Origin of the sequence: Halorussus rarus, from assembly GCF_003369835.1 — an archaeon.
In the GTDB taxonomy this organism is placed as follows: Archaea; Halobacteriota; Halobacteria; order Halobacteriales; family Haladaptataceae; genus Halorussus; species Halorussus rarus.
In genome coordinates this window covers 639,431-662,996 of record NZ_QPMJ01000002.1, presented here as the reverse complement: position 1 = coordinate 662,996, position 23,566 = coordinate 639,431, and the positions used below count along the sequence as shown (strand labels likewise).

General features: G+C 68.9%; 34 protein-coding genes. 24 read left to right on the top strand and 10 right to left on the bottom strand.

Features of this window, described 5'->3' with window-relative positions; genetic code table 11:
* Window positions 1-3 precede the first annotated feature (3 nt).
* From DVR07_RS11565 to DVR07_RS11490, 16 genes are all read left to right on the top strand, one after another.
* Window positions 4-432 carry a ribonuclease P protein component 1 gene (locus DVR07_RS11565; protein WP_115797441.1) on the top strand — a complete coding sequence of 143 codons (429 nt, stop codon included), beginning with the start codon at window positions 4-6 and terminating at the stop codon, window positions 430-432.
* The gene (locus DVR07_RS11560) at window positions 423-830 is read left to right on the top strand and encodes a 30S ribosomal protein S17 (protein WP_115797440.1); all 408 of its coding nucleotides are present in this window, start codon (window positions 423-425) and stop codon (window positions 828-830) included. Before DVR07_RS11565 ends, DVR07_RS11560 begins: the two co-directional genes overlap by 10 nt.
* Entirely contained in the window at window positions 830-1,228 is a 399-nt protein-coding gene (locus DVR07_RS11555; RefSeq protein WP_115797439.1) for a 50S ribosomal protein L14, read from the top strand. Before DVR07_RS11560 ends, DVR07_RS11555 begins: the two co-directional genes overlap by 1 nt.
* Window positions 1,225-1,581 (top strand): 50S ribosomal protein L24, encoded by a 357-nt coding sequence (rplX, locus tag DVR07_RS11550; protein ID WP_115797438.1) that lies wholly within the window; start codon window positions 1,225-1,227, stop codon window positions 1,579-1,581. The genes DVR07_RS11555 and rplX overlap by 4 nt, the downstream gene beginning before the upstream one ends.
* Window positions 1,578-2,327, top strand: coding sequence for a 30S ribosomal protein S4e (locus tag DVR07_RS11545; RefSeq protein ID WP_115797437.1), 750 nt, complete (start codon window positions 1,578-1,580; stop codon window positions 2,325-2,327). Before rplX ends, DVR07_RS11545 begins: the two co-directional genes overlap by 4 nt.
* Complete coding sequence (locus DVR07_RS11540; RefSeq protein WP_115797436.1) at window positions 2,324-2,848, top strand: 50S ribosomal protein L5; 525 nt, start codon at window positions 2,324-2,326, stop codon at window positions 2,846-2,848. The genes DVR07_RS11545 and DVR07_RS11540 overlap by 4 nt, the downstream gene beginning before the upstream one ends.
* Entirely contained in the window at window positions 2,845-3,027 is a 183-nt protein-coding gene (locus DVR07_RS11535; protein WP_115797435.1) for a 30S ribosomal protein S14, read from the top strand. Before DVR07_RS11540 ends, DVR07_RS11535 begins: the two co-directional genes overlap by 4 nt.
* Window positions 3,028-3,029: 2 nt before the next feature.
* On the top strand, window positions 3,030-3,422 hold the full coding sequence (locus tag DVR07_RS11530) for a 30S ribosomal protein S8 (protein ID WP_115797434.1): 393 nt from the start codon (window positions 3,030-3,032) through the stop codon (window positions 3,420-3,422).
* Between the two features lie 4 nt (window positions 3,423-3,426).
* Window positions 3,427-3,963, top strand: a complete 537-nt coding sequence (locus tag DVR07_RS11525; protein ID WP_115797433.1) for a 50S ribosomal protein L6 — start codon at window positions 3,427-3,429, stop codon at window positions 3,961-3,963.
* 3 nt (window positions 3,964-3,966) lie between these two features.
* Complete coding sequence (locus tag DVR07_RS11520; RefSeq protein ID WP_115797432.1) at window positions 3,967-4,677, top strand: 50S ribosomal protein L32e; 711 nt, start codon at window positions 3,967-3,969, stop codon at window positions 4,675-4,677.
* Window positions 4,674-5,114: a 50S ribosomal protein L19e gene (locus DVR07_RS11515; RefSeq protein WP_115797431.1), complete on the top strand. Its 441-nt coding sequence runs from the start codon at window positions 4,674-4,676 to the stop codon at window positions 5,112-5,114. Before DVR07_RS11520 ends, DVR07_RS11515 begins: the two co-directional genes overlap by 4 nt.
* 2 nt (window positions 5,115-5,116) lie before the next feature.
* Window positions 5,117-5,668: a 50S ribosomal protein L18 gene (locus tag DVR07_RS11510; protein WP_115797430.1), complete on the top strand. Its 552-nt coding sequence runs from the start codon at window positions 5,117-5,119 to the stop codon at window positions 5,666-5,668.
* 3 nt (window positions 5,669-5,671) lie between these two features.
* Window positions 5,672-6,316: a 30S ribosomal protein S5 gene (locus DVR07_RS11505; RefSeq protein WP_115797429.1), complete on the top strand. Its 645-nt coding sequence runs from the start codon at window positions 5,672-5,674 to the stop codon at window positions 6,314-6,316.
* The gene (gene rpmD / locus DVR07_RS11500; RefSeq protein ID WP_115797428.1) at window positions 6,316-6,780 is read left to right on the top strand and encodes a 50S ribosomal protein L30; all 465 of its coding nucleotides are present in this window, start codon (window positions 6,316-6,318) and stop codon (window positions 6,778-6,780) included. Before DVR07_RS11505 ends, rpmD begins: the two co-directional genes overlap by 1 nt.
* A gap of 2 nt (window positions 6,781-6,782) precedes the next feature.
* Window positions 6,783-7,277 carry an uL15m family ribosomal protein gene (locus DVR07_RS11495; RefSeq protein ID WP_115797427.1) on the top strand — a complete coding sequence of 165 codons (495 nt, stop codon included), beginning with the start codon at window positions 6,783-6,785 and terminating at the stop codon, window positions 7,275-7,277.
* 211 nt (window positions 7,278-7,488) lie between these two features.
* Window positions 7,489-8,148: an HAD family hydrolase gene (locus tag DVR07_RS11490; protein WP_115797426.1), complete on the top strand. Its 660-nt coding sequence runs from the start codon at window positions 7,489-7,491 to the stop codon at window positions 8,146-8,148.
* A 183-nt stretch (window positions 8,149-8,331) separates the two neighbouring features.
* Here DVR07_RS11490 and DVR07_RS11485 read toward each other — a convergent pair whose 3' ends face one another.
* Window positions 8,332-8,958, bottom strand: coding sequence for a DUF6663 family protein (locus tag DVR07_RS11485; RefSeq protein ID WP_115797425.1), 627 nt, complete (start codon window positions 8,956-8,958; stop codon window positions 8,332-8,334).
* Between the two features lie 169 nt (window positions 8,959-9,127).
* Between DVR07_RS11485 and secY the strand changes: the two genes are divergently transcribed.
* Together secY and DVR07_RS11475 are read left to right on the top strand one after the other, a co-directional pair.
* Complete coding sequence (gene secY / locus DVR07_RS11480) at window positions 9,128-10,600, top strand: preprotein translocase subunit SecY (protein WP_115797424.1); 1,473 nt, start codon at window positions 9,128-9,130, stop codon at window positions 10,598-10,600.
* A gap of 209 nt (window positions 10,601-10,809) precedes the next feature.
* Complete coding sequence (locus DVR07_RS11475; protein WP_115797423.1) at window positions 10,810-12,276, top strand: dihydrolipoyl dehydrogenase family protein; 1,467 nt, start codon at window positions 10,810-10,812, stop codon at window positions 12,274-12,276.
* 36 nt (window positions 12,277-12,312) lie between these two features.
* On the opposite strand, the gene DVR07_RS11470 is transcribed toward DVR07_RS11475, so the two are convergent.
* On the bottom strand, window positions 12,313-13,221 hold the full coding sequence (locus tag DVR07_RS11470; protein ID WP_115797422.1) for a Vms1/Ankzf1 family peptidyl-tRNA hydrolase: 909 nt from the start codon (window positions 13,219-13,221) through the stop codon (window positions 12,313-12,315).
* A gap of 202 nt (window positions 13,222-13,423) precedes the next feature.
* On the opposite strand from DVR07_RS11470, the gene DVR07_RS11465 reads away from it, so the two are divergent.
* Entirely contained in the window at window positions 13,424-14,425 is a 1,002-nt protein-coding gene (locus DVR07_RS11465; RefSeq protein ID WP_115797421.1) for a metallophosphoesterase family protein, read from the top strand.
* A 108-nt stretch (window positions 14,426-14,533) separates the two neighbouring features.
* A complete protein-coding gene (locus DVR07_RS11460) occupies window positions 14,534-14,893 on the top strand; it encodes a hypothetical protein (protein ID WP_115797420.1) in 360 nt (119 codons plus the stop codon).
* A gap of 91 nt (window positions 14,894-14,984) precedes the next feature.
* Here DVR07_RS11460 and DVR07_RS11455 read toward each other — a convergent pair whose 3' ends face one another.
* Window positions 14,985-15,971, bottom strand: a complete 987-nt coding sequence (locus DVR07_RS11455; RefSeq protein ID WP_115797419.1) for an LLM class flavin-dependent oxidoreductase — start codon at window positions 15,969-15,971, stop codon at window positions 14,985-14,987.
* Between the two features lie 137 nt (window positions 15,972-16,108).
* Between DVR07_RS11455 and DVR07_RS11450 the strand changes: the two genes are divergently transcribed.
* Entirely contained in the window at window positions 16,109-17,206 is a 1,098-nt protein-coding gene (locus DVR07_RS11450; protein ID WP_115797418.1) for a CNNM domain-containing protein, read from the top strand.
* A 67-nt stretch (window positions 17,207-17,273) separates the two neighbouring features.
* Here the strand turns inward: DVR07_RS11450 and carA are convergent, their stop codons facing one another.
* Window positions 17,274-18,344, bottom strand: a complete 1,071-nt coding sequence (gene carA, locus DVR07_RS11445; protein ID WP_115797417.1) for a glutamine-hydrolyzing carbamoyl-phosphate synthase small subunit — start codon at window positions 18,342-18,344, stop codon at window positions 17,274-17,276.
* 102 nt (window positions 18,345-18,446) lie between these two features.
* Between carA and DVR07_RS11440 the strand changes: the two genes are divergently transcribed.
* A complete protein-coding gene (locus DVR07_RS11440) occupies window positions 18,447-18,860 on the top strand; it encodes an Lrp/AsnC family transcriptional regulator (RefSeq protein ID WP_115797416.1) in 414 nt (137 codons plus the stop codon).
* A 131-nt stretch (window positions 18,861-18,991) separates the two neighbouring features.
* Here the strand turns inward: DVR07_RS11440 and DVR07_RS11435 are convergent, their stop codons facing one another.
* Window positions 18,992-19,711: a CehA/McbA family metallohydrolase gene (locus tag DVR07_RS11435; RefSeq protein WP_115797415.1), complete on the bottom strand. Its 720-nt coding sequence runs from the start codon at window positions 19,709-19,711 to the stop codon at window positions 18,992-18,994.
* A gap of 55 nt (window positions 19,712-19,766) precedes the next feature.
* Between DVR07_RS11435 and DVR07_RS11430 the strand changes: the two genes are divergently transcribed.
* Window positions 19,767-20,726 (top strand): diacylglycerol/lipid kinase family protein, encoded by a 960-nt coding sequence (locus DVR07_RS11430; protein WP_115797414.1) that lies wholly within the window; start codon window positions 19,767-19,769, stop codon window positions 20,724-20,726.
* Window positions 20,727-20,766: 40 nt separating this feature from the next.
* Here the strand turns inward: DVR07_RS11430 and DVR07_RS11425 are convergent, their stop codons facing one another.
* The 5 genes from DVR07_RS11425 to DVR07_RS11405 form a co-directional block, all read right to left on the bottom strand.
* Window positions 20,767-20,988, bottom strand: a complete 222-nt coding sequence (locus tag DVR07_RS11425) for a hypothetical protein (RefSeq protein ID WP_115797413.1) — start codon at window positions 20,986-20,988, stop codon at window positions 20,767-20,769.
* Between the two features lie 119 nt (window positions 20,989-21,107).
* A complete protein-coding gene (locus tag DVR07_RS11420; RefSeq protein WP_115797412.1) occupies window positions 21,108-21,641 on the bottom strand; it encodes a DUF5815 family protein in 534 nt (177 codons plus the stop codon).
* A 224-nt stretch (window positions 21,642-21,865) separates the two neighbouring features.
* Window positions 21,866-22,279, bottom strand: coding sequence for a DUF7124 domain-containing protein (locus DVR07_RS11415; protein WP_115797411.1), 414 nt, complete (start codon window positions 22,277-22,279; stop codon window positions 21,866-21,868).
* Window positions 22,280-22,440: 161 nt separating this feature from the next.
* The gene (locus tag DVR07_RS11410) at window positions 22,441-22,683 is read right to left on the bottom strand and encodes a hypothetical protein (RefSeq protein WP_115797410.1); all 243 of its coding nucleotides are present in this window, start codon (window positions 22,681-22,683) and stop codon (window positions 22,441-22,443) included.
* A 149-nt stretch (window positions 22,684-22,832) separates the two neighbouring features.
* Window positions 22,833-23,069 (bottom strand): DUF7120 family protein, encoded by a 237-nt coding sequence (locus tag DVR07_RS11405; protein ID WP_115797409.1) that lies wholly within the window; start codon window positions 23,067-23,069, stop codon window positions 22,833-22,835.
* Between the two features lie 103 nt (window positions 23,070-23,172).
* Here DVR07_RS11405 and DVR07_RS11400 point away from each other — a divergent pair, with 103 nt between their 5' ends.
* Window positions 23,173-23,457, top strand: coding sequence for a hypothetical protein (locus DVR07_RS11400; protein WP_115797408.1), 285 nt, complete (start codon window positions 23,173-23,175; stop codon window positions 23,455-23,457).
* Window positions 23,458-23,566 lie beyond the last annotated feature (109 nt).

Here is a 23,566-nt window from a genome sequence, read left to right as displayed (position 1 = left end):
ACCATGCCACTCACACCCGAGACGCTGACGCGACACGAGCTCAACGGACTTCACGTCCGCGTCGTCGACGCGGCGAACCCCGACCTCGTCGGAATCGAGGGCCGGGTCGTCGCCGAGACGCGGGGCACGCTGAGCGTCGCGTCCGCCGACCGGGTGCGACAGGTGCCAAAGCAGGGTTCGACGTTCGAGTTCGCGCTCACAGATGAACCCGCCGAGGGTTCCGAGTCACACTCGGAGCCACGTCGCGCTTCGCGCGACGATGTCGAGAAGACCTCGGGGACCGCGTCCAAACGTGGGTCGGAAACTGCCGGAGTCCGCTCCGGTCAGTCCGGCCCTCGCGAGGGCGTGGCCTACGTTACGGTGGATGGCGCGCGGCTGCTCTCACGACCCGAACTGCGCACCGAGAAGGCAGGTGACTCTCAATGGCAATAGGACTGAACGTATCAGAGCCGGAGGGGACCTGCTCCGACGAGAACTGTCCGTTCCACGGAACGCTTTCCGTGCGCGGCCAGACCCTCGAAGGAGAGGTCGCCTCCACAGACATGGACAAGACCGTGATCGTCGAGCGAGAGTACGACGTTCCGGTTCCGAAGTACGACCGGTACATGAAGCGCCGGTCGCGCGTTCCGGCCCACGCGCCGGACTGCATGGAACTGGACGTCGGCGACACGGTCCGTATCGCAGAGACCCGACCGCTGTCGAAGACCAAGAGCCACGTCGTCGTCGAGCAGTTCGAGACGACGCGGAGCTTCGGCGCGGGCGGCACAGACCACGCGGAACCGTCGGGCGAGGAATCGACCGGCGACGTCGAGGAAGGAGGCGAAGAGTAATGGAAGCGCTCAAAGCCGACGTGACCCAGGGCCTCGAGAAGGGCTCGCTGCTCAACTGCGCCGACAACACGGGCGCACGCGAGGTGAAGGTCATCAGCGTCTCGGGCTACTCCGGCACCAAGAACCGCCACCCGAAGGCGGGCATCGGTGACAAGGTGACCGTCTCGGTCACCAAGGGGACCCCCGAGATGCGCCGGCAGGTGCTGGAGGCGGTCATCGTCCGCCAGCGCAAGCCCATCCGCCGCCCCGACGGCACCCGCGTCAAGTTCGAAGACAACGCGGCCGTCGTCATCGACGACGTCGAGGAACCGCGCGGGACCGAGATCAAGGGTCCCATCGCGCGGGAAGTCGCCGAGCGGTTCGGAAGCATCGCGAGCACCGCTACGATGATAGTATGACTCAGCAACCACGCAAACAGCGAAACCAGACCGAGCGCGCCCCGCTCCACGAGCGCCACGAGCAGGTCAAGGCGACGCTCGCCGACGACCTCCGCGAGGAGTTCGACGCCCGCAGCGTCCGCGTCAACGCGGGCGACACCGTCGAGGTGATGCGCGGGGACCACGCCGGCGAGGAGGGCGAGGTCGTCGACGTCGACCTGCGCGACGCGGTCGTCCGCGTCGAGGACGTGACCCTCGAGAAGGCCGACGGCGAGGAAGTGCCCCGGCCGCTCGACGCGAGCAACCTCCGGGTCACCGACCTCGACCTCGAGGACGACCGGCGCGAGGCGCGCCTCCGAGGTGAGAACGAATGACGAAGCATCAGAAGCGACTCTCCGTTCCGAAGTCCTGGCCGGTCGAGCGAAAGACCGAGACCTTCACCGTGAAGGCCGATTCGGGCCCCCACGGCGAGGAGGGCGTCCCGCTGCTCATCCTGCTGCGGGACGTGCTGGGCTACGTCCAGTCCCGGAAGGAAGCCCGGTACGCCCTCGACCAGGGCAACGTGCTGGTCAACGGCGACGAGAACGTCGCCGAGGACCGGCCCATCGGGATGTTCGACATCGTTGGGTTCGACGAGCGCGAGGAGTACTACCGCGTCTTCCCCGACGAGGGCGGTCGGCTCGCGCTGACCCCCATCGACGGCGACGCCGCGGGGAGCAAGCTCGCCAAGATCGAGGACAAGACGCTGGTCGACGGCGGCCGGGTCCAGCTCAACCTCCACGACGGGCAGAACCTGCTCGTCGAGGACGACGAGTACGGCACCGGCGACTCCATCGTCGTCGACAACGACGACAACGAGGTCGTCGCCCACTTCCCCTACGAGGAGGGCAGCCTCGTTACCGCGGTCCGGGGCGCCCACGCGGGCGACATCGGCGAGGTCACCGAGATCCAGGTGACGCCCGGCAGCGGCTCGAACAACGTCATCGTCGAGCGGATCGACGACGAGGGGACCTTCGAGACGGTCGAGGAGTACGTCGTCGTCATCGACGAGAACTTCGTCGGCGGCGACGAGGCCGAGGCGACTCGAACCGACGAAGCTGACGGAGGTGAGGCCGCATGAGCGAAGCAGACGCCGACTTCCACGAGATGCGCGAGCCGACCGTCGAGAAGGTCGTCGTCCACATGGGCGTCGGCGAGGGCGGCCGCGAGCTCGCGGACGCCGAGGAGATCATCGAGGACGTGACGGGGCAGCAGAGCGTGCGGACGCTCGCGAAGGCCACCAAGCCGGAGTTCGGCATCCGCGAGGGCGACCCCATCGGCGCGAAGGTGACCCTGCGCGACGAGGACGCCGCGGAGTTCCTCGAGAAGGCGCTGCCGCTGGCCGACATCGCCGCTCGTCAGTTCGACGAGACCGGCAACTTCAGCTTCGGCGTCGAGGAGCACACCGAGTTCCCGAGCCAGGAGTACGACCCGAACGTCGGCATCTACGGGCTCGACGTGACGGTCAACCTGGTTCGACCGGGCTACCGCGTCAGCAAGCGCGACAAGATCACCCGGTCGATCCCCTCGGGCCACCAGCTGACCGCCGAGGACGCCATCGCGTACCTCGAAGCGAACTACGACGTGGAGGTCAACGAATGAGCGAAAGCGAGACCGACGCCGAGGCGACCGGCGAGCACGCCGCCAAGCGCACGGGCCAGATCGAGGAGTGCCAGCGCTGTGGCCGCAAGCAGGGCCTGGTCGGGAAGTACGATATCTTCCTGTGCCGGCAGTGCTTCCGCGAGATCGCCCGGAGCATGGGATTCAAGAAGTATCGATAACAATGGCAGGAAACGATCCGCTGGCCAACGCGCTCTCCGGCATCGACAACGCCGAGAGCGTGGGTCATCTCGACCACACGGTACAGCCCGCCTCGAACGAGATCGGCAGCGTACTCGAGGTCTTCTACGACCGCGGGTACATCGACGGCTTCGAGTTCGTCGACGACGGCAAAGCCGGGCAGTTCGAGGTCGAACTGAAGGGCGCGATCAACGAGTGCGGCTCGGTCAAGCCCCGCTACTCGGCGGGCGCCGACGAGTTCGAGAAGTGGGAGAAGCGGTTCCTCCCCGCCCGCGACTACGGGGCGCTCGTCGTCACGACCAGCCGCGGCGTCATGAGCCACTACGAGGCCCGCGAGGAGGGCGTCGGTGGCCAGGTCATCGCGTACGTCTACTAGAACAATGGCACGAACAGAACTCGAGATTCCGGACGACGCGACCGCCGAGATCGACCACCTCGACCTGACCGTCGAGGGGCCGGAGGGGTCGGTGACCCGACGCCTCTGGTACCCCGACGTGAACGTCGACGTCGAGGACGGCGACGTGGTCATCGAGACCGACGTCGAGGACGCCAAGACCAACGCGACCGTGGGCACGTTCGAGAGCCACGTTCGCAACATGTTCCACGGCGTGACCGAGGGCTGGGAGTACACCATGGAGGTGTTCTACTCCCACTTCCCGATGCAGGTCCGCGCCGAGGGCGACGAGGTCGTCATCGAGAACTTCCTCGGCGAGCGAGCGCCGCGACGAACGAACATCCACGGTGACACGACCGTCGAGGTCGACGACGAGGTCCTCTACCTCCGCGGGCCGAGCATCGAGGACGTCGGCCAGACGGCCGCGGACATCGAGCAGCTCACCCGCGTGCAGGGCAAGGACACCCGCGTCTTCCAGGACGGCGTCTACATCACCGAGAAGCCCCAGACAGGAGGTGTCTAACGCATGGCAGACGACGAACTAGCAGAACTCGAAGACATCAGCGGCGTCGGCGCGAGCAAGGCCGACGCGCTCCGCGACGCCGGCTACGACTCCGTCGAGGACGTGAAGGCCGCGTCGCAGGACGATCTCTCCGAGGTCGAAGGCATCGGGAACGCCCTGGCGGCCCGCATCAAGGCCGACGTGGGCGGGCTCGAGGTCGAGGAGGAGACCGAGGCCGAGATCGAGGAGGAAGAGCCCGAAGAGCCGGCGGAAGCCGAGACCGAGGCGGCCGAGACCGAGCTCCGGCCCCGCGGCCTGGTCGAGAAGACCCCCGACCTCACCGAGCGCGAGGAGGAGCTCCTCGCCCAGCGCAAGCGGGTCGGCAAGCCGCAGTTCAACCGGCAGGACTACCACAAGAAGAAGCGGACGCCGACCTCGTGGCGGCGCCCCCGCGGCAAGCTCAGCAAGCAGCGCCGCGGCGTCAAGGGCAAGGGCCCGAAGGTCGAGGCCGGCTTCCGGACGCCGACCGAGGTGCGGGGCAAGCACCCCAGCGGCTTCGAGGAAGTCCGCGTCCACAACACCGACGACCTCGACGGCGTCGACGGAGACACGGAAGCGGTCCGCATCGCCTCGAAGGTCGGCGCTCGCAAGCGCGAGCGCATCGAGGAACAGGCCGAGGAGAACGGCATCCGCGTCCTGAATCCCACCTACGTCGAAGTGGAGGTCGAAGAATGACTGACCTGAGCGCACAGAAGCGACTCGCGTCGGACGTGCTCGACGTCGGCGAGAGCCGCGTGTGGTTCGATCCGGAGGCCCAGGCCGACATCGCCGAGGCCATCACCCGGGAGGACATCCGCGAACTCGTCGACGAGGGCACGATCCGGGCCGAGGAGGCGAAGGGCAACTCGCGCGGCCGCGCCCGCAAGCGCAAGGCCAAGCGCGACTACGGCCACCAGAGCGGCCCCGGTTCCCGGAAGGGGAAGTCGGGCGGCCGCCAGCAGCGGAAGGAACAGTGGCAGCAGACGATCCGAGCGCAGCGACGGAAGCTGCGCGAACTCCGCGCCGAGGGCGAGATCACCCAGTCGCAGTACCGCGACCTCTACGACAAGTCCAAGGGCGGGGAGTTCCGTAGCGTCCAGTACCTGCTCAACTACATCGAGAGTAACTACTAACCATGGCAACAGGACCACGATACACGGTGCCGATGCGCCGTCGCCGCGAGGTCCGGACCGACTACCATCAGAGGTTGCGCCTGCTGAAATCGGGCAAGCCCCGGCTTGTCGCTCGCAAGAGCAACAAGCACGTCAGGGCGCAGCTGGTCACGATGGGTCCGGAGGGCGACGAGACCGCCGCGAGCGCCTTCTCGGGCGACCTCGCGGACTACGGCTGGGAGGCCCCCACGGGCAACCTCCCGGCCGCGTACCTCACGGGGCTGCTCGCCGGCAAGCGAGCGCTCGACGCCGGCCTCGACGAGGCCGTGCTCGACATCGGCCTCAACACCGCGACGCCGGGCGGCAAGGTGTTCGCGGTGCAGGAGGGCGCGATCGACGCGGGGCTCGACATCCCCCACAACGACAGCGTGCTGGCCGACTGGTCGCGCAACCGCGGCGAGCACATCGCCGAGTACGCCGAGCAGCTCGACGAGCCGCTGTACAGCGGGGAGTTCGACGCCACTGAACTACCCGAGCACTTCGACGAAGTGCGAGAGACAATCATGGAGGACTAACCTATGTGTGCTAACCACGACGGCTGGGAACCCCAGACCCGTCTCGGCCGCAAGGTCGCCGAGGGCGACATCGACACGATGGAGGAGGCCCTCAACTCCGGGCTCCCGCTGAAGGAGCCCGAACTGGTCGACCAGCTGCTGCCGGGACTCGAGGACGAGGTGCTGGACATCAACATGGTCCAGCGCATGACCGACTCCGGTCGGCGCGTGAAGTTCCGGTGCGTCGTCGCCATCGGCAACCGCGACGGCTACGTCGGCTACGCCGAGGGCCGCGACGATCAGGTCGGCGGCGCCATCCAGAAGGCCATCGAGATCGCGAAGCTCAACCTGATCCGGGTCAACCGCGGCGCCGGCTCCTGGGAGGACCGCAGCGAGCGGCCCCACTCGCTGGCCCGCCGGACGACCGGCAAGGCCGGTAGCGTGGAGGTCGAACTGATTCCGGCGCCGACCGGGCTGGGCCTGGCGGCGACCGACACCGTCCGGAAGATCTTGGAGCTTGGCGGGGTCGAGAACGCCTGGACCAAGAGCCACGGCAACACCCGGACCACGCTCAACCTGGCGAAGGCGACGTACAACGCCCTGGAGAACGCCGCGGAGTCCCGCGGTCCCCGGGGTCGGACCGACTTCAGCGAGGAGGTGGCCGACTGATGGAGGCCGTCGTCCAGATCCGCGGCGAGGTCGACATGAGCGGCGACACCCAGGACACCCTGGAGATGCTCAACCTCCATCGGGTGAACCACTGCACGCTCGTACCCGAGACCGACGCCTACCGCGGGATGATCACCAAGGTCAACGAGTACACCGCGCACGGCGAGCCGAGCCAGGACGTCCTCGAGACGGTGCTGGCCAAGCGCGCCGAGCCCCTCGAGGGCGACGCCGACGTCGACGACGAGTGGGTCGCCGAGGAGACCGACTACGACGACGTGGCCGACCTCGCGGCGGCGCTGCTCGACGAGGAGACGACCCTGCGCGAGCAGGGCCTCTCGCCGGCCATCCGGCTCCACCCGCCCCGCGGCGGCCACGACGGGCTGAAACACCCCACCAAGGAAGGGGGCCAGCTCGGCAAGCACGAGACCGAGGAAATCGATTCGCTGCTGAAGGCGATGCGATAACCATGACCGACAAGAAACGACGACAGCGCGGCTCCCGCACGCACGGCGGCGGTAGCCACAAGAACCGGCGCGGCGCCGGTCACCGCGGCGGTCGCGGACGCGCGGGTCGCGCCAAACACGAGTTCCACAACTACGAACCGCTCGGCAAGCACGGCTTCTCCCGGCCGGACAAGGTCAAGGAGGAGGTCCTGACCGTCACGGTCCAGAAGCTCGACGAGGACGCGGCGCTGCTGGCCGCCGACGGCGACGCCGAGGAGACCGACTTCGGCTACCGCCTCGACGCCCGCGACGTCGTCGAGGACGGCTGGGACGCCGACGCCGTCAAGGTGCTCGGCGACGGCCAGGTCCGCAACCAGCTCGAAGTGACCGCCGACGCCTTCTCGGCGAGCGCGGTCGAGCTCATCGAGGAGGCCGGCGGCGACGCCGTCCTCAGCGACCGCGGCGAGGAGGCCGAGGACGACGGGGAAGCCGAGGCCGAATCTGACGACGAGGAGTAGTGACGTAGCTACGGGGTCTGTTTTCCCGTTTTCCCGCGTCCTTTCGATTCTCGGAGCGCCGAACCATTCCTTGTGCGGCGCGGATTCGTTCTACCGGTGTCACCGCCAGCGACGGCTCCGAGGCCGCCCGTCTCCCGAACCGCCGGCAAGACGACCGGTGGGCGCGGAAACTGGGTGAAATACTTATAAGCCCCACTCCGCAATACGTAGTATGACCTACGATACCGTCGTCTTCGACAACGACGGTGTCCTCGTCGGTCGCACGAGCTTCGACGTCCTCCGGCAGGCAACCCAGGAGACGTTCGCCGAGTTCGGCGTCACCGACCCGGACCCCGACCACGTCGACGACATGACCGTGGGAGCGACCCCCGGTCGCGTCGCCGAAGTCTGTACCGAGTACGACCTCCACGCCGAGACGTTCTGGCAGGCGCTCGACACCGCGGCCTCGAAGGCCCAGCAGCGCGAGGCCCGCGAGGGCCGCAAGACCCCGTACGACGACATCCACACCCTGGCCGACCTCGACGCCTCGATGGGCATCGTGAGCTCGAACCAGCAGGAGACGGTCGACTTCCTGCTCGACCACTTCGACGTCGGCCACCACTTCGACACCGCCTACGGCCGCGAGGCGACCATCGAGAGCCTCGACCTCCGGAAGCCCAACTCCCACTACGTCGACCGGGCGCTCGCGGACCTCGACGCCGACTCGGCGCTGTTCGTCGGCGACAACGAGTCGGACGTCCGTGCCGCCGAGAACGCCGGCATCGACTCGGCGTTCATCCGGCGGCCCCACCGGAGCGACTGGGACCTGAACGTCTGGCCCACGTGGGACATCGAGTGCCTCGACGACCTCCACCGGGTCTGTAGTACCTGAAGGGACGGCCAATTCGGAAGGCTGCGTCCAGATCCGTACTGACGAACGGAGCGAGGTCCCCGAAAGCTCTCGCGCTGTGCAGAGCCAGAAGCAACGCGGCAGCAGTGTCCCCGAAAGCCCTCGCGCGGCCCGCGCTCGCCCTCTCAGTGCGCCAAGGATGCCGGTGGGGTCGCCGAGCGCTCGCTACGCCAGCGGCTCGTCCGGCCGCGGGCGGTCGTACGTCTCCCGGAGGGTGTCCGCGAACTGTCCGCCCTTCCGGAGCGCGATGACGACGGCGACGAACCGGCCGTCGGCGGGCCGCAGGACGAACGCCTCGCGGGGCGCCGGCCTCTCCTGCTCGTTCACCCTGTCGACCAGCGGTTCGACCGGGCGGGCGCCGTCGCGGAACGCCTCGAACGTCCCGTTGCGCTCGTCCTCGGCGAACACGTAGAGGACGCCGTTGACCTCGCTGTCGGTGTTCCTGGTCACGCGGCCGTTCATCGAGTCGCCCGCGGCGCGGGCGTCGTTCCACGCGTCTCTGGCCGCCTCGAACATCGGGTCGACGTCGTCGGCGAACGCGTACAGCGTCGGCCGGACGACCGACGCCGACCGAATCGTCGGCTCGGTGGTCGACCAGTCGAGGTCGGCGTCGACGAGGTAGCCCGGACGGAGGTCGGCGACAGGCGCGTCGTGGCCGGCGTCGGCGGTGACGACCGGCTCGTACGTCTCCAGGTCGAGCAGCCGGAGCGGTCCCCCGTCGGGGGCGGCGAGCACGCGGTGGGTCGCCTCGTCGCCGTCGGACGGGTCGGCGTCCGCGGTGCGGTCGGTCATGGGGATCGATAGGGCTCGGCCGCGGGAAAAGGACTCGCATCGACGCGTTTCTCCGCCGGTCGAGGCCGACGCGGGACGTGGTTCCCCGGGTCGTCGTGATATTTCTTCACACGCACGACGTGGTTCAAAGCGAAGCACATACAAACCCCCATCAGGTGTATGCAGATACATGAGTTGGAAAGAAGCCGCAGAACCAGTACTCACCCGGATGCCCTCCGTGAGGCGTCCGGAGGGCCACGTCCCGTTCAAGCGGAAGCTTGGATGGACGGCGGGCGTGTTGGTTCTGTATTTCTTCCTCACGAACGTCTACCTGTACGGGGTCAACGTCGGCGGTACCGACGCATTCGGGCAGTTCCGCTCGATTCTCGCCGGCGGGCAAGGTACAATCCTCCAGCTGGGCATCGGTCCGATCGTCACCGCGAGCATCGTCCTCCAGCTGCTCGGCGGTGCGGACCTGCTCGGCCTCGACACCGACGACCCCCGCGACCAGGTGCTCTACCAGGGCCTCCAGAAGCTGCTGGTGGTCGTGATGATCTTCCTGACGGGTCTCCCGATGGTGTTCGCCGGCGGGTTCCTCCAGGTCGACTCAGCGGTCGTCCAGAGCCTCGGCATCGGCACGGCGGGCGTCCAGTGGCTGATCTTCGCCCAGATCGCGGTCGGGGGCGTCCTCGTCCTGTTCATGGACGAGATTATCAGCAAGTGGGGCGTCGGGTCCGGCATCGGGCTGTTCATCATCGCCGGCGTGAGCCAGAAGCTCCTGGGCGGCATGTTCGCGTGGCCGGGGCTCCCGGGCCAGACCGGGCTGGTTCCGACGTGGATAGCCATCCTCACCGGGAGCGCCCAGAACGTCCCCTCGCTGCTGACCGGCAACGGCATCCAGTACCTGCTGCTCGACGGCGGGCAGCTGCTCGCGCTCGTCACGACGCTGCTCATCTTCGGCATCGTCGTGTACGCCGAGAGCGTCCGGGTCGAGATCCCGCTGAGCCACGCCCGCGTGAAGGGCGCCCGGGGTCGGTTCCCGGTGAAGCTCATCTACGCCAGCGTCCTGCCGATGATCCTCGTCCGCGCGCTCCAGCAGAACATCCAGTTCCTGGGCCGCATCCTCTACAGCCAGCTCGGTCCCGGCGGGATGCCCAACTGGCTGGGGACCTACGGGTCGGCCGGCAACCCGACCGGCGGGCTGTTCTACTACCTCGCGCCCATCCAGACCCGCGGGCAGTGGATGTGGTGGACCGGCGCTGTCACCCAGGAGCCCTGGCAGGTCATCATCCGGGTGCTCATCGACCTGACGTTCATGGTCATCGGGGGCGCCATCTTCGCCATCTTCTGGGTCGAGACCACCGACATGGGCCCGGAGGCGACCGCGAAGCAGATCCAGAACTCCGGGATGCAGATCCCCGGCTTCCGGCAGAACACCGGCGTCATCGAGAAGGTGATGGAGCGGTACATCCCGCAGGTCACCGTCATCGGCGGCGCGCTGGTCGGCCTGCTGGCCGTGCTCGCGAACATGCTGGGCACCATCGGCGGCGTCTCCGGCACGGGCCTGCTGCTGACGGTCTCCATCACGTACAAGCTCTACGAGGAGATCGCCGAGGAGCAGCTGATGGAGATGCACCCGATGATGCGCGAGATGTTCGGATAACGGCCGCGGCGCCGTTCTCTCGGACTGCGGACGCGGGTGGGACCCCGGGGACTACTGTTCGGTCCCGTGGTTTCTGTCGTCTCGCTTGACGCGTCCACGTTCGTCTTGCTCCGGACGCGTCCGCGCACGTCTCGACGCCTCTGCTGAGACCGCAGTCCGTCGCGGCCTCGGCGAGGAGTTTCATTTGGCTCGCTCCCGACACTGTTCGCATGACCGAGTTCGACCTGCTCGTCCTCGGCGGGGGTACCGGCAACGTCGTGGCGTCGGCCGCCGCCGAGGAGGGGCTGGACGTGGCGCTGGTCGAGCGCGACCGGCTCGGGGGCACCTGCCTCAACCGGGGCTGCAATCCCTCGAAGAAGCTCATCCACCGGGCCGACGTGGCCGAGACCGTCCGACGGGCCGGGGCGCTCGGCGTCGAGGCCAGCGTCGAGGACATCGCGTTCGCCGACGTCGTCGACGAGGTGAACGAGAAGATTACGAACGCGGCCGAGTCGAAGGCCGAGACCGCCCGCGAGAGCGACCGCATCACCTTCTTTCAGGCGGAGGGCCGGTTCGTCGACGAGCGCACGGTCGAGGTCGACGCCGGCGAGGTGTCCGGACCGACGAGCGACGCAGGAGCCGGGGTCGGCGACGACGCGACCGGTCCCGAGGAGCTAACGGCCGAGAAGGTCGTGCTCGCCGGCGGCTCTCGGCCGATGATTCCGGACTCCATCGAGGGCACCGACGACGTCGACTTCCTGACGAGCGCCGACGCCCTCCGACTCCGCGAGCGCCCGGACCGCCTCGTGATAGCGGGCGGCGGCTACATCGCGGTCGAGCTGGGCCACTTCTTCGGCGCGATGGGGACCGACGTCGCGATCGTGGGCCGCGGCGACGTGCTCCTGGGACGCGAGGACCGAGACGTCGCCGAGTTCGTGACCGGCGCGTACGCCGAGCGCCACGAGGTCCACACCGGGTACGAGGTCACGGAACTGGCCGAAGGCGAGGTGGACGACGCCGAGGAGGGAGCGGACGAGGGCACCAAGCTGGTACGCGCGGAATCTGAGGGCGGCGAGGAACTCGAACTCCGGGGCGACGAGGTGCTGCTCGCGACCGGCCGGCGGCCCAACTCCGACTCCTGGAACGTAGAGGCCGCGGGCGTCGACACCGACGAGAAGGGGTTCGTCGAGACCGACGAGTACCTCCGGACGTCGACCGACGACGTCTGGGCCATCGGCGATATCGCGGGCAACTACATGTTCAAGCACTCGGGCGACCGGGAGGCCGAGTTCGCGGTCCGGAACGCGGTCCGGGGCGAGCGCGCGAGCGTCGACTACCCCGGGATGGCCCACGCGGTCTTCGGGTCGCCCCAGGTCGGGAGCCTCGGCGAGACCGAGGGCGACCTCAACCGCGACGACTACGACGTCGGGACCTTCGCGTACGACGACACCGCGCTCGGGTCGGCGCTCGTCGAGGAGGGGTTCGCCAAGGTCCTCGCGGCCAAAGACGGCGAGGTGCTCGGGTTCCACGTGGTCGGGCCCCACGCCTCGATGCTGGTCCACGAGGTCGCCACCGCGGTCGCGGCGGGGGCCGACGCCGACCGCATCGCCGAGACGATTCACGTCCACCCGGCGCTCTCGGAGGTCGTCCAGGGCGCGTTCCGGGAGGCCAGGGGACACCCGCCGACGGGCATCTGAGACTGTCGCAGCCGGAGGGACGCACAGCGGCCGCAGCTATATCCGGTAGAGCCGGGTCGTCCAGAACTCCCGGAATGCGTCGTCGAGGGCTGCCTCGGGCTCCCCGGTGGCGTCGACCGGCCGGGTCGCGTCGGCGCGCTCGGCGAACTCGCCCAGCAGAGTGCGCTGGCCCGCGACGAACAGGCGGTCGGGGCCGTCGCCCGCGAGGGCTTCGTCGACGGCGTCCTCGCACTTCTCTACGTGCTCGTCGATCTGGGCGTCGCGCCGGCGCTCGAACCGGCCCTGCGAGAAGCCGCCCTTCGAGTGGTCGCCCTTCACGTCGCTCTCGAACCCCTCGAAGGCGACCCGGTCGCGGCCGTCGTAGACGCCGAGCGCGAACAGGTCCGACCGGACCAGCGCCAGCGCGAACCCGCCGGTCGGCAGGAACCACTCCCGGTCGAGCCGGAAGCCCTCGGCCCACTCGGCGAACGGGTCGGGGCGGACCGGCGGCGCGAGCGCGGCGCTGACGAGGCCTGCGTCGTCAGTGACTGCGAGGCAGGGCCGCGCACGGTCCACGAGGGCGGCGTGGTCGCCGAAGGCGTCCCGGACCGGGTCGGGCAGGTCGCCGTCCTCGCCGACCATCGCGGTGAGCGCGGCCTCCGGGCCGGTCGCGACCGAGTCGAGTCGGTCGAGGACGTCGACGAGGCGGTCTCCGCGGACCGACTCCGCCCCACGGAAGTCGAGGCCGGCGTCGCCGTCGCCCTCGGTGCGCTCGACGCGGTCCTCGAGCTCGGCGATGCGGTCCTCCAGCCGGTTGACCCGCTCCTCGGCCGCCTGGCGGGCGGTGGCGGCCTCGGCCCGGCGCTCCTCCTCGGCCTCCAGCTGGCGCTCGAGGTGACGCTTGTCCTCCTCGAGGTCGGCGATGCGCTCCTTCAGCTCCGCGCGCCCGAGCAGCTCGTCGAGCATTCGGCGGAAAGACCGGGCGGAGGCGCCTTGTAGTTTCTGTTCGGCCGGGCCGTCCCGGGCCAGTTCGGGACGAGGATGAGGCCGGGTAGGGTCGGCGTCGACGCGACCGGAATCCACGCCCAGAAATATATAGACTATGGTGCTAAATATATACTTTCTGCGGCACGCTTAAGGGCGTCAGTCGGCTAGCTCCGACCGAGCAATGACTACCGAGGGAACCGCAGTCACCAGACGAGACGCCGCAACGTCGCCCGACGACGGCGAAGACGCGGAGTTCGAGTTCCGCGGCGAGCCCGCCACGCTGGCCCGGTTCGCCGCGCCGCGGGCCGAGACGCCCACCGCGCTCGCGATCTTCTCCGACCCCCACGTCTCGACCCGCGAGGAGGGGACCTGGAAGGCGTACCACCGGACCGAGGACCGGCTCCGGGCCGCGGTCGCCGACGCGAACGACCGCGGCGTCGACGGGGCGGTGGTCGCGGGCGACCTGACCGGGGACGGCCTGCCCGCGGACTTCGACGCCGCGGCCGACGCGCTGGCCGACCTCGACGGGCCCGCGGTCGCCGTCCCGGGCAACCACGACGTGCCCAAGGCGTTCGACGACCACGACACGCCGCCGGTCGCGTCGTTCGCCGACCGGTTCGCGCCCGACGAGTTCCCGTTCCGGAAGCGCCTCGGCGGCGTGGACGTGCTGGGGCTGAACTCCGCGTCGGCGCCCGACGGCGAGCTCGACGCCACCCACGACGGCGCGGTCTCGGCGGACCAGCTCTCGTGGCTCGACGCGACGCTGCCCGAGACCGACGCCGCGCTGGTGGTGAGCCACCACAACCTGCCGGGGCTCGACGCCGCGGTCGGCCCGGACGGCCACGCGCCCCACCCGCCGGTCGGCGACGCGCCCGCGCTGGTCGACGCGCTGTCGGGCCGCGACGCGCTCCACGTCTCGGGCCACGTCCACCTGCCCGCGGCGATCACCGGCGACGTCCGGGGGCTGGTCTGCCCCGCGCTCTCGTCGTATCCGCAGTCGTACGTCCTCGCGGAGGTCGGTCCGTCGGGCACGACGCTCCGGTTGGTACCGGTCGCCGACGACGAGGGGTTGGCGGAGGCCTACGACCTTGCGCAGACCCACTCCGACCGGAGCGCGAACATCTGTGACCTGGTCGAGAACCAGCTCGCCGACCTGCCGCTCGCGGACGAGCGGTCGCGGTAATCGTCGGCTCGGCCGTTCTGATCTTCGCTGCCGCTGTTCTCGTCGGTAAGTGCAGGCGAGTCCCTTCACGGACAAACATATATTATATCCCCTACAATTTTCCATCGCATGGGTGAACAATCCCGTTCGCGTCGGCTCGCGCGGGCAGTGGCCGTCTTCGGGATAGGTATCCCGCTCGTCGTCCTCGCCGCCCTCTATACCGGCAGTCGCGTGACTAACATCGAGTTCGGGACCGTGCTGTTCGTCTCCACTGGAGCGGCTGCGCTCGCGTGGGTTGCCTTCGTGGGCGGGGGACGACGGATGGACGCCGCACGCCCGAGTGGTGAACTCTCCCGCCAATCGGCTACAACGTATGGCATGGAGGTCTCCCGGGGGACACACGCCGACCTCCCACTGCCGACCCGGGTACTGTTCGCGCTCACCGGCACGGTTATCCTCGGATGGACTCTGTTCTTCGCAACGCTTTGAGCGGTTCACACCACCACTCCGCAGGTTCCGATTCCTTCGATCGGCGTGCCGGTAGAACCGGTGGAATTCGACCGGGAACTGTCCCGACCGATCACCCCGCGTTCTCGGGAGCCAGTTCCTCGACGGTCCGCTCGACCGTCTCGTCGTCGGCGTTGCTCGGGATGGTCACCATCGGTCGGGTCACGCAGTCGATGTCGGCCACGGCCCGGAACTGTTCCCGGGCCTCGTCGGGCGTCCCCGCGACCCCGAGCGCCGCGACCATCTCGTCGGTGACGCGCTCGGCGGCGGTTCCCCGGTCGCCGTCCCGCCACGCCTCGGCGACCGCCTCGGCCTCGTCCGGGAACCGCCGGCCGACCGCGCGCTCGTACCCCCGGCCGTTGCCGACGTAGTACGCGACGTGGCCGCGGATGACGTCCTTCGCCGCCTCGGGGTCGTCGTCGACGGCCGCGGGGACGTACGGCGCGACGTCGATCGACGCCTCGCGGCCGGCCGCCTCCATCCGCTCGACGATGTAGGCGTAGGCGCCGTTGAGGTCCGGAAACGGGACGTTGTGCGGGATCCAGCCGTCGCACAGCCTGGCGACCACGCGCCGGTTGGCCTCCCCGAGCGCGGCGTGGTAGACGGGGACGTCCGCATCCAGGGCGGGGAAGTCCCGCACGTCGAACACCTCGCCGTCGTAGCCGACCCGGCCCTCGTCGCCGAGGAAGGCCTTCGCGAGTTCGATGGTCTCGTGGGCGCGCCGGACCGGGTTCGGGTCGTCCCAGTCGGCGCCGTGGAGGTCCTCGACCGCCTTCCGCGTCGAGGTGCCCACGCCGAGCCGGAACCGGCCGTCCGAGATCCGGTCGAGGGTGGCGGCAGTCATCGCGAGCACAGCGGGCGACCGCGAGAAGACGTTCAGGATGGCGGTCCCCAGCGCTACCTCGTCGGTCCGGGCCGCGATGTCGGTCAGCCGGACCACGGCGCTCTCGCCCCAGAGTTCGCCGAGCCAGAGGCCGTCGTATCCGAGTTCCTCGGCGCGGACGCCGAGGTCGGTGGTGTCGAGGTCGGTCGTCTGCGGCAGCAGCAGGTCGGTCGGCATGGAACTACCCACCACGTCGTCGGTGAAAAAGCCGCGCCGTCGCTCCGCCGACGATCCGCTGGATCGGATTCTCCGTATTCGGCTCGCCGAGCCAACGCTTTCTAAAGTGTTGGGCGAGAAGGGGATACCGACTGACGATGACCCCCATAGAGCTCGGTCTCCGCCTCGTCGCGGGCGTCCTGCTCATCCTCACGAACGGCTTCTTCGTCGCCATCGAGTTCGCGCTGACGCGTGCTCGGCAGTTCACGGAGGACGAGTTCGTCGACGGCGACTCGCGACTCGAACGGGCGTGGGAGATGACCCAGGACCTCGAACTCTACCTGACGACCTGCCAGGTCGGCATCACGGCGTCGAGCATCGCGGTCGGCATCGTCGCCGAACCGGCGCTCGCGGCGCTGTTCGAGCCGCTGTTCGCGGGCACGACGCTCGCGACGATCGGGGCCGGGGCGATCATCGCGTACGCTATCATCAACCTCGTCCACCTCACCCACGGCGAGCAGACCCCGACGTATCTCGGCGTCGAGCGCTCGCGGATGGTGAGCCGGTACGGCGCCGCGCCGCTCTACTGGTTCTACAGGCTCATCTCGCCGCTCATCACGTTCGGGGACTGGATCGCGAAGTGGACGCTGCGACTGTTCGGCGTCGAGATGACCGGCGCCTGGCTCGAAGCCGAGGAGGACGCCATCGAGAGCCGGGCACAGCTCCGGAACCGGCTGAGCTCGCTGCTGGAACGCGGCGAGATCTCGGGCGAGCGCCACGACGAGGTGGTGAACGCGCTGGCGGCCGGCAACATCGAGGTCCGGGACGTGATGGTCGACGAGCAGGACGTCGTGTTCCTCTCGACCGGCGACTCGGCTGAGGAGAACCTCCGGCGGGTCTCGGACACGCCCCACACCCGCTATCCGCTCGTCGGGGCGGACGTCGAGGAGGTCGTGGGGATCGTCTACGTTCCGGCGGTCGTCGACAAGATCGAGGAGCTGAAGGCCGGCGAGGTGACGTTCGAGGAGATCGCGGCGCCGCCGATGACGGTCTCGGCCGACACCACCATCAGCGACGCGATCGACCGGTTCCAGGCCGAGGGCCAGGAGCTCGCGCTGGTGCTCTCCGACGGCGACGTGGTCGGCCTCGTCACCGCGACCGACGCGCTGGAGGCCGTGATGGGCGAACTGGAGGACCCGCTCGACGGCGAGAGCGGGTCGGAGTGGACCGGTCGGGGCCAGGCCACGCCCGAATAGCAGCCCGAGCACTCCTGTTCTTCGACAGGAACCGAGAAACGAAAAGAAACGTCCGCAGCGAAGCGCCTCAGTCTGCGGCGACCGGCGCTCGACACTCGTCGCCGGCCATCGCGAGCACGTCCTCGAAGAAGTCGAGGCTGTCGTGCGGGCCGGGGTTGGCCTCGGGGTGGTACTGGCGGGTGATGACGCTCAGGTCCTCGCTCTCCAGGCCCTCGGCGGTGTCGTCGTTGACGTTGACCTGCGTCACGTCGAGCTCCGGGCCGGGCTCGGCGACGGTGTAGCCGTGGTTCTGGGTGGTCATCACGACCCGGTCGGTCCGGAGGTCCCGGACCGGCTGGTTGACGCCGCGGTGGCCGAAGTCCATCTTCTCGGTCGTGCCGCCGAGCGCCCGGGCGACGATCTGCTGGCCCAGGCAGATGCCCGCCAGCGGGACCTCGCCGGCGAACTCCTCGACGAGCGCCTGGGCGGCTTCGAAGTTCGCAGGGTCGCCCGGCCCGTTCGAGATGAACAGCACGTCGGGGTCGAGGTCGGCGACCGTCTCGGACGAGACGTCGTAGGGCAGGACGTGGACCGTCGCGTCGCGCGCGAGCAGCGAGTCGGTGATGCTGCCCTTCGCGCCGCAGTCGACCAGCGCGACGTCGGGACCGTCGCCGCCCTCGTAGGTCGTCGCCTCGGTCACGCTGACCTGGGCGCCGATGTCGGTGTGGTCGCTCATACCCGGACAGTCCGCGAGCGCCGCCTTCGCCTTCTCTGGCGACGCGTCGGGACCGGCCGAGATGCCGCACTTCATGGCGCCGCCCTCCCGGATCTGGCCCACCAGGTCGCGGGTGTCGAGGTGGTCGACCGCGGGCACGCCCTCGTCCGCGAGCCACTCGGCCACGTCGTCGGTGAGTTCGCGCGCGACGACCGCGCGCGGGTGGACGCGGTCGTCCTCGAATCGATCGGTTCGGACGCCGTAGTTCCCGATGAGGGGGTACGAGAACGTCAGGACCTGCTCCTCGTACGAGGGGTCGGTCAGGCTCTCTTCGTACCCGGTGTACGCGGTCGTGAACACTAGTTCCCCGTGGGACGTGCCCGGAGCGCAACAGCGTGCCTCCACGACACTGCCGCCCTCCAGCGCGACGTATGCGTCCGGCATTACGAGATTCATACGAAACCCGGCCGTATAAACCTTGCTTTCGTAGCGAGATTACGAATTTCGTAATCATCAAGTGGACCCCCGGTCTACTCTCGCATCTCCATGGACGAACTCGACCGCGACATCCTGAGCATCCTCAGGCGAGACGCCCGAAAACCGTACACGGAGATCGCCGAGGAGGTCGGCACCAGCGAGGGGACCGTCCGGAACCGGGTCGAGCGGATGACCGACGAGGGGGTCATCGAGCGGTTCACCGTCGCGACCCAGACCGGCAACGTGAAGGCGATGATCGAACTCGACGTGGCGGTCGACGTCAACACCTCGTCGCTGAGCCGGCGGGTGGCCGACTGGGAGCAGGTCGACTTCGTCTGGCAGGTCTCGGGCGAGGAGGACATCGTGCTGGTCGTGGACGCCGCCGACACGCAGAGCGTCAACCAGCTCATCACCCGCGCCCGCGAACTCGAGGAGGTCGTCAACACCAAGACCAGACTGATTCTCAACGAGAAGCTGGGGTGAGCCGGGAACGAGGCCGAGCCGGGGGCGACCGACTCGCCGGAGGACTGGGGATGTTCTGTCTGTGCGAACGCGGCCGACTCGTTCTGCCGCGTGGGGTGATTTCTCTCCTGGTCGACCGTGCGTCCGTAGCCCTATTTCGGGGGGTCGCCCACGCCCGGCGACTCGAGCCACTCGGGCCGCTGGAGGTAGTCCTTCTCCTCGTGGACCCGGCGGTAGAGCGTCCGGACCGTCCGGTTGAGCGCGCCCCGGTTGACCTGCGGCCGGACCCGGCCGTCGCGGATGGCGTCGACGACCGCCTCGGGCGAGAACTCGGCGACGTCGACCTCGGTGTAGGCCCGGCCCACCTCGACCGGGAAGTGGGCGTCGCTCCCGCCGACCAGCGGGAGGTCGTGGCGGTCGGCCAGCTCCCGGACCCACTCCTCGGTCCGGGGGTGTTTGCCGTTGATCTCGATGGCGTCGAAGTCGGCGTCGACCTGCCGGACCGTGCTGTTCCGGTACGGGTGGGCGACGATGGCCGCACACCCCCGGTCGTGGGCGAGGTCGACGGCCTCCGCCGGCGAGAGGTCGCCGGGCTCGGTGCGGCGGGGCGGGTCCGGACCGACCACGAGAACGTGGCCGTGGGTGGTCGAGATCTCGATACCGGGAACCGTCTCGGCGAACCGGCCGTCCGGCCCCGCGTCGCCCAGGTCGAACTCGCGGTAGTAGTCGTGGTTGGTCAGCGCCACCCCGTCGAGGCCCCGCAGTCGGGCCGCTCCCGCCAGCAGTCGGACGCCCAGCGGGTCGTAGTAGGCGGCGGCCCGCTCGCGTCCGTGGAAGAACCGCGTGTGCGCGTGAAGGTCGACCGTGTACACGCCGAACCGTAACAGCCGGTAGACCTTTTGTTTTCTGCCCCCAATTCGCTGTCACATGCCCGACAACGGGGTCGATCCCACGGGCGAGGCGGTTCTCCCCGACGGCGGCGTCCAGAACGACCGAGTGCTCGTTCTCAATCCGGTCAGCGGGAGCGGAGACCACCGCGACCGGGTCCGGAAGCTGGCCGACAGGGTCGGATTCACGGTTCTGGAGACCCAGGCGAGCGGCGAGGGCGTCGCGTTCGGTCGGCTCGCGGCGGCGGCCGGCGCCGACGTCGTGGCCGCCGCGGGCGGCGACGGGACCATCAACGAGGTTGCCCGTGGTATCGACGCCGCCGACGCCCTCGACGAAGTGACGTTCGGGGTCGTCCCGACCGGGACCGGCAACAACTTCGCGTCGAACCTCGGAATCGAGGGCGTCGAGCACGCGTTCAAGGTCCTCGCGGACGGCGAGCGCCGCCGCATCGACGTGGCGACCGCCGGCGAGGAACTGTTCCTCAACTCCTGTATCGCGGGGCTGACCGCCGAGGCCAGCGCCTCGACGTCCCCGGAGCTGAAGGACCGGCTCGGCATGCTGGCCTACGTGGTCACGGGCCTCCGCACCGTCCGGGAGTTCGACGCGCTCCCCCTGGCGGTCGAGGCCGACTGCCCGGCGGCCGAGAAGACGTGGTCGGGCGAGGCGGTGATGGTGCTGGTCGGCAACGCCCGGCGGTTCCCGTCGTCGGGTCGGACCCAGGCCGACTGCGAGGACGGCCTGCTGGAGGTCACCATCGTCGAGCAGACGCCGCCGAGCAACCTCCTGGGGGAGACTGCCCTCCACCGACTGTTCGGCGACGAGACCGAGCACGTCACCAACCTCCTCGCGTCGGAGCTCCGGCTGGACGTCCGCCGCGAGGACCCGGTCGGGTTCAGCTTCGACGGCGAGACGGAGTCCTACGGCTCGCTGACGATGCGAACGGGCGAGAAGACGGTCGAACTCCCGGTGGGCGAGAACTACGACCCGTCCCCCGGTTGAGGTCGGACGGTATCGGTTTCGGAGAAGCGGAGTCGCCGACCTACGCGTCGAGCCGGTACCGGTACGGCGACGACTGGATGACGGTCACCTCGCCGTCGCGGGCGCGGCGTCCGAGCACGGTGGCGACGCGGTGGGCGCTCTCGATCGGTTCGCCGCGCGCCTCGAGCAACTGGAGTATCTCTCGCGCGGTCAACGGCTCGTCGGCGTCGACGTCGGCGAGGACGGTCCGAATCCGGTCGTACTCCCTCGCGCACTGAGCCATGCGTCTACTTTGGTATGTGAGACGTTCTCACTTAATCCCCGGTCAGACGAGCGTCAGACAAATGTATTTGTATGGATAAATATGAGGTGTCGATCGACAGGACGCTGGGTCGGCGGGCCTCAGATCGCCTGGTCGTGCGGGCCGGAGAAGTCCCGCTCGCGGCGGTACTGTGCGACGAACTCCGAGACGTCGAAGTCGAGCATGTCGTCCTCGAACTGGGCCATCGCGGAGTCGTCGTCGGCGTGGCTGACGGCGTGCTCCATCAGTTCCACAACGAGCTCGACCACGATCTCGTGGAGGCGACGCGAGTCGAAGTCGGTCACCCACACCAGCGCGTAGCCGACGTCCTGGTCGTCCTCGACGTTCTCGCTGACGACCGACTCCGGGAACTCCTCGAGCACGACGCCCATCACGTGGGGCGTGCCAAACTCGCCGAGGTCGTCGTCGGTGTCGATGGTCGCCCGGAGCACCTCCACGAGGAACTCGGGGAAGAAGCGGGAGGGCGGGTGGACGTCGGTCACGACCGCGTGGGCCTCCCCGCACGCGCAGTCGTACTCGCGCATGCCCATGTCGAGGTCGTGGACGTGGACCGACTCGCCGCAGGGGAGGTCGAGTTCGGCCCCGCGGCCGCCCGGAACGCGCGGTTCTGCCATGTCCCGGGATTGGTGACTCGGGCGTTTAAAGGCCGCGACTCGGGGGAGGGGTCGCTTCGGGGTTCCTGTGACGGGTCAAGTACGTGACCGAGACGACTCCGCTCCATCCGACGCCGTGGCGAAGAAGATCTGTATCTCCCGCGAGGCCCGCGACCGCCTGAAGGCGCTGCGGGACGACGGGAGGCGTTTTCGGAGGTCGTCCTCCGGGTCACGGAGAACCGAGTTCAGGGCCAGTCGTCGCGCTGGTCGGCCTCGCTCTCGACCGCCTCCTCGTCGACGTCGTCGGCGAGCTGCCACTCGGCGGCCTCGGCGGCGTCGGTGACGTCGAGGAACTCCCAGCCGCGCTCGTCGGCCAGGTCGCGGTCCTCGTCGTTCGTGCTGACGAAGACGTGGCGGTCGGTGTCGAACTGCTCGCGGACGCTCTCTAAGCTCTCGGCCTTCCCGCGCGGGCCGGAGAAGAAGTCCTGGCGGATGCGGTTCTTCCGGGTGAAGTTGGTCACGACGTAGGTGGGCTTGTCCGAGACCACGCCGACGTACTTGCTCCACCGGCGGGCGTCTTCGAACACCGCGCCGGGGTCGGCCAGCTCCTCCAGCGCCGAGAGCTCGAAGGCGAGGGTCATGTCGCCGCTTCCGTTCATGCCTGTTCCTCGGCCCGTGGCGGGCAAAACGCCTTCGGTCCGGAGCTCTCCCGTCTCCGGACCGGCGCCGACGCTGGCGACGAGCGGTCGCGTCGGAGGACGAAGGCGGCGCGGGAATCGGCGGCGAACAGTGGGGCTCCCCCGCGACCGGGCGACCCGCGTCAGGCGAGTTCGACCCGCAGATACTCGGAGAACACCACCACCGGTTCGTCGGCGAACTCGGCGGCGAGGTCGGGCGTCACCGCGACGTGGGTTCGGTCGTCGGTCTCGGCGAGCAGCTGCTGGGCCCGGTCCGACAGCTCGTCGAAGTGTCGCACCGGCGTGCCGGGCGACACGCCCGTCGTGGGACGGAGGTGAAGGGTGCACCCGTCGCTGTCGGTTCCGGAAGTCGTGTCCAGGGACATTGTGCTACACGGTACCAAATGTCTCGGAGTATCTTAAACCTTCTGGCGAGCGGAACCAAACTCTCCGAGAGGTAGATATTCCTCGCGAGCGAGGCTTCGGAAAAGGGGGCGCGCGGGCCGTCCGAGGCGGAATCGAGCGGAACGAGCTCTCAGAACCGGTAGCCTTCGTCCTCGTCGCCCAGCGACCGCTCGGTGGTCTCCATCATCTCGTCGGCGAACTCCATCTCGTCGCGGGTGTCGCTCTCCATCGTGGTCTGGTACTCCTTGATCCCGAGCGAGAGTATCTCCTCGAGCGCCTCCTGCCGGTCGACGAACTCCTCCTGGGAGACCAGCTGGTCGATCTGCATGTCGACGTCGTCCGACAGGGCGATTTCGAGTTGGGGCATGTGCGCTCGGTAGCGGTTCCACGTATAACAACGTTGGGTACGGTTGCAGTTCGTTCCGCTTGCGGCGACCAGGGTTTTAGGCGTCGAGACCGTCGAATTTCGCATGACGAGCGTCGACACCCACCTGGAGGAGATCGCGACACTCGCGGACGAGGAACTCGACGAGCGAATCGGTCCCGCGCCCGAGGACCACGAGTACCGCGAGGCGTTCGAGGCGGTGCGCGCGGTCGGCGGCGAGTCGGCGGTCGACCGGCTCGCCGAGGACGTCGCGCGGTCGATACGCAAGTCCGGGACCCTGCCCCAGGAGCAGTCGGTGCGGTCGCTCGCGCGCGACATCTGCGACGACGAGGGGTACGAGATACCGGCCGACTCGTGGTTAGCCGAGTAAGTCGCGTCAGTCGGTGAGTGCCGTCGGTCGGTGAATCGCGTCGACTGACGAGCGGGTCAGTCGATGAGGAGAGTCGGTCGGTGAATACGGTCGGTGAACCCCGTCAGCC

Bases quoted from the DNA above. Each gene is read 5' to 3' on its own strand.
- DVR07_RS11565 (WP_115797441.1), top strand. From the start codon at position 4: ATGCCACTCACACCCGAGACGCTGACGCGACACGAGCTCAACGGACTT.
- DVR07_RS11560 (WP_115797440.1), top strand. From the start codon at position 423: ATGGCAATAGGACTGAACGTATCAGAGCCGGAGGGGACCTGCTCCGAC.
- DVR07_RS11555 (WP_115797439.1), top strand. From the start codon at position 830: ATGGAAGCGCTCAAAGCCGACGTGACCCAGGGCCTCGAGAAGGGCTCG.
- rplX (WP_115797438.1), top strand. From the start codon at position 1,225: ATGACTCAGCAACCACGCAAACAGCGAAACCAGACCGAGCGCGCCCCG.
- DVR07_RS11545 (WP_115797437.1), top strand. From the start codon at position 1,578: ATGACGAAGCATCAGAAGCGACTCTCCGTTCCGAAGTCCTGGCCGGTC.
- DVR07_RS11540 (WP_115797436.1), top strand. From the start codon at position 2,324: ATGAGCGAAGCAGACGCCGACTTCCACGAGATGCGCGAGCCGACCGTC.
- DVR07_RS11535 (WP_115797435.1), top strand. From the start codon at position 2,845: ATGAGCGAAAGCGAGACCGACGCCGAGGCGACCGGCGAGCACGCCGCC.
- DVR07_RS11530 (WP_115797434.1), top strand. From the start codon at position 3,030: ATGGCAGGAAACGATCCGCTGGCCAACGCGCTCTCCGGCATCGACAAC.
- DVR07_RS11525 (WP_115797433.1), top strand. From the start codon at position 3,427: ATGGCACGAACAGAACTCGAGATTCCGGACGACGCGACCGCCGAGATC.
- DVR07_RS11520 (WP_115797432.1), top strand. From the start codon at position 3,967: ATGGCAGACGACGAACTAGCAGAACTCGAAGACATCAGCGGCGTCGGC.
- DVR07_RS11515 (WP_115797431.1), top strand. From the start codon at position 4,674: ATGACTGACCTGAGCGCACAGAAGCGACTCGCGTCGGACGTGCTCGAC.
- DVR07_RS11510 (WP_115797430.1), top strand. From the start codon at position 5,117: ATGGCAACAGGACCACGATACACGGTGCCGATGCGCCGTCGCCGCGAG.
- DVR07_RS11505 (WP_115797429.1), top strand. From the start codon at position 5,672: ATGTGTGCTAACCACGACGGCTGGGAACCCCAGACCCGTCTCGGCCGC.
- rpmD (WP_115797428.1), top strand. From the start codon at position 6,316: ATGGAGGCCGTCGTCCAGATCCGCGGCGAGGTCGACATGAGCGGCGAC.
- DVR07_RS11495 (WP_115797427.1), top strand. From the start codon at position 6,783: ATGACCGACAAGAAACGACGACAGCGCGGCTCCCGCACGCACGGCGGC.
- DVR07_RS11490 (WP_115797426.1), top strand. From the start codon at position 7,489: ATGACCTACGATACCGTCGTCTTCGACAACGACGGTGTCCTCGTCGGT.
- DVR07_RS11485 (WP_115797425.1), bottom strand. From the start codon at position 8,958: ATGACCGACCGCACCGCGGACGCCGACCCGTCCGACGGCGACGAGGCG.
- secY (WP_115797424.1), top strand. From the start codon at position 9,128: ATGAGTTGGAAAGAAGCCGCAGAACCAGTACTCACCCGGATGCCCTCC.
- DVR07_RS11475 (WP_115797423.1), top strand. From the start codon at position 10,810: ATGACCGAGTTCGACCTGCTCGTCCTCGGCGGGGGTACCGGCAACGTC.
- DVR07_RS11470 (WP_115797422.1), bottom strand. From the start codon at position 13,221: ATGCTCGACGAGCTGCTCGGGCGCGCGGAGCTGAAGGAGCGCATCGCC.
- DVR07_RS11465 (WP_115797421.1), top strand. From the start codon at position 13,424: ATGACTACCGAGGGAACCGCAGTCACCAGACGAGACGCCGCAACGTCG.
- DVR07_RS11460 (WP_115797420.1), top strand. From the start codon at position 14,534: ATGGGTGAACAATCCCGTTCGCGTCGGCTCGCGCGGGCAGTGGCCGTC.
- DVR07_RS11455 (WP_115797419.1), bottom strand. From the start codon at position 15,971: ATGCCGACCGACCTGCTGCTGCCGCAGACGACCGACCTCGACACCACC.
- DVR07_RS11450 (WP_115797418.1), top strand. From the start codon at position 16,109: ATGACCCCCATAGAGCTCGGTCTCCGCCTCGTCGCGGGCGTCCTGCTC.
- carA (WP_115797417.1), bottom strand. From the start codon at position 18,344: ATGCCGGACGCATACGTCGCGCTGGAGGGCGGCAGTGTCGTGGAGGCA.
- DVR07_RS11440 (WP_115797416.1), top strand. From the start codon at position 18,447: ATGGACGAACTCGACCGCGACATCCTGAGCATCCTCAGGCGAGACGCC.
- DVR07_RS11430 (WP_115797414.1), top strand. From the start codon at position 19,767: ATGCCCGACAACGGGGTCGATCCCACGGGCGAGGCGGTTCTCCCCGAC.
- DVR07_RS11425 (WP_115797413.1), bottom strand. From the start codon at position 20,988: ATGGCTCAGTGCGCGAGGGAGTACGACCGGATTCGGACCGTCCTCGCC.
- DVR07_RS11420 (WP_115797412.1), bottom strand. From the start codon at position 21,641: ATGGCAGAACCGCGCGTTCCGGGCGGCCGCGGGGCCGAACTCGACCTC.
- DVR07_RS11415 (WP_115797411.1), bottom strand. From the start codon at position 22,279: ATGAACGGAAGCGGCGACATGACCCTCGCCTTCGAGCTCTCGGCGCTG.
- DVR07_RS11410 (WP_115797410.1), bottom strand. From the start codon at position 22,683: ATGTCCCTGGACACGACTTCCGGAACCGACAGCGACGGGTGCACCCTT.
- DVR07_RS11405 (WP_115797409.1), bottom strand. From the start codon at position 23,069: ATGCCCCAACTCGAAATCGCCCTGTCGGACGACGTCGACATGCAGATC.
- DVR07_RS11400 (WP_115797408.1), top strand. From the start codon at position 23,173: ATGACGAGCGTCGACACCCACCTGGAGGAGATCGCGACACTCGCGGAC.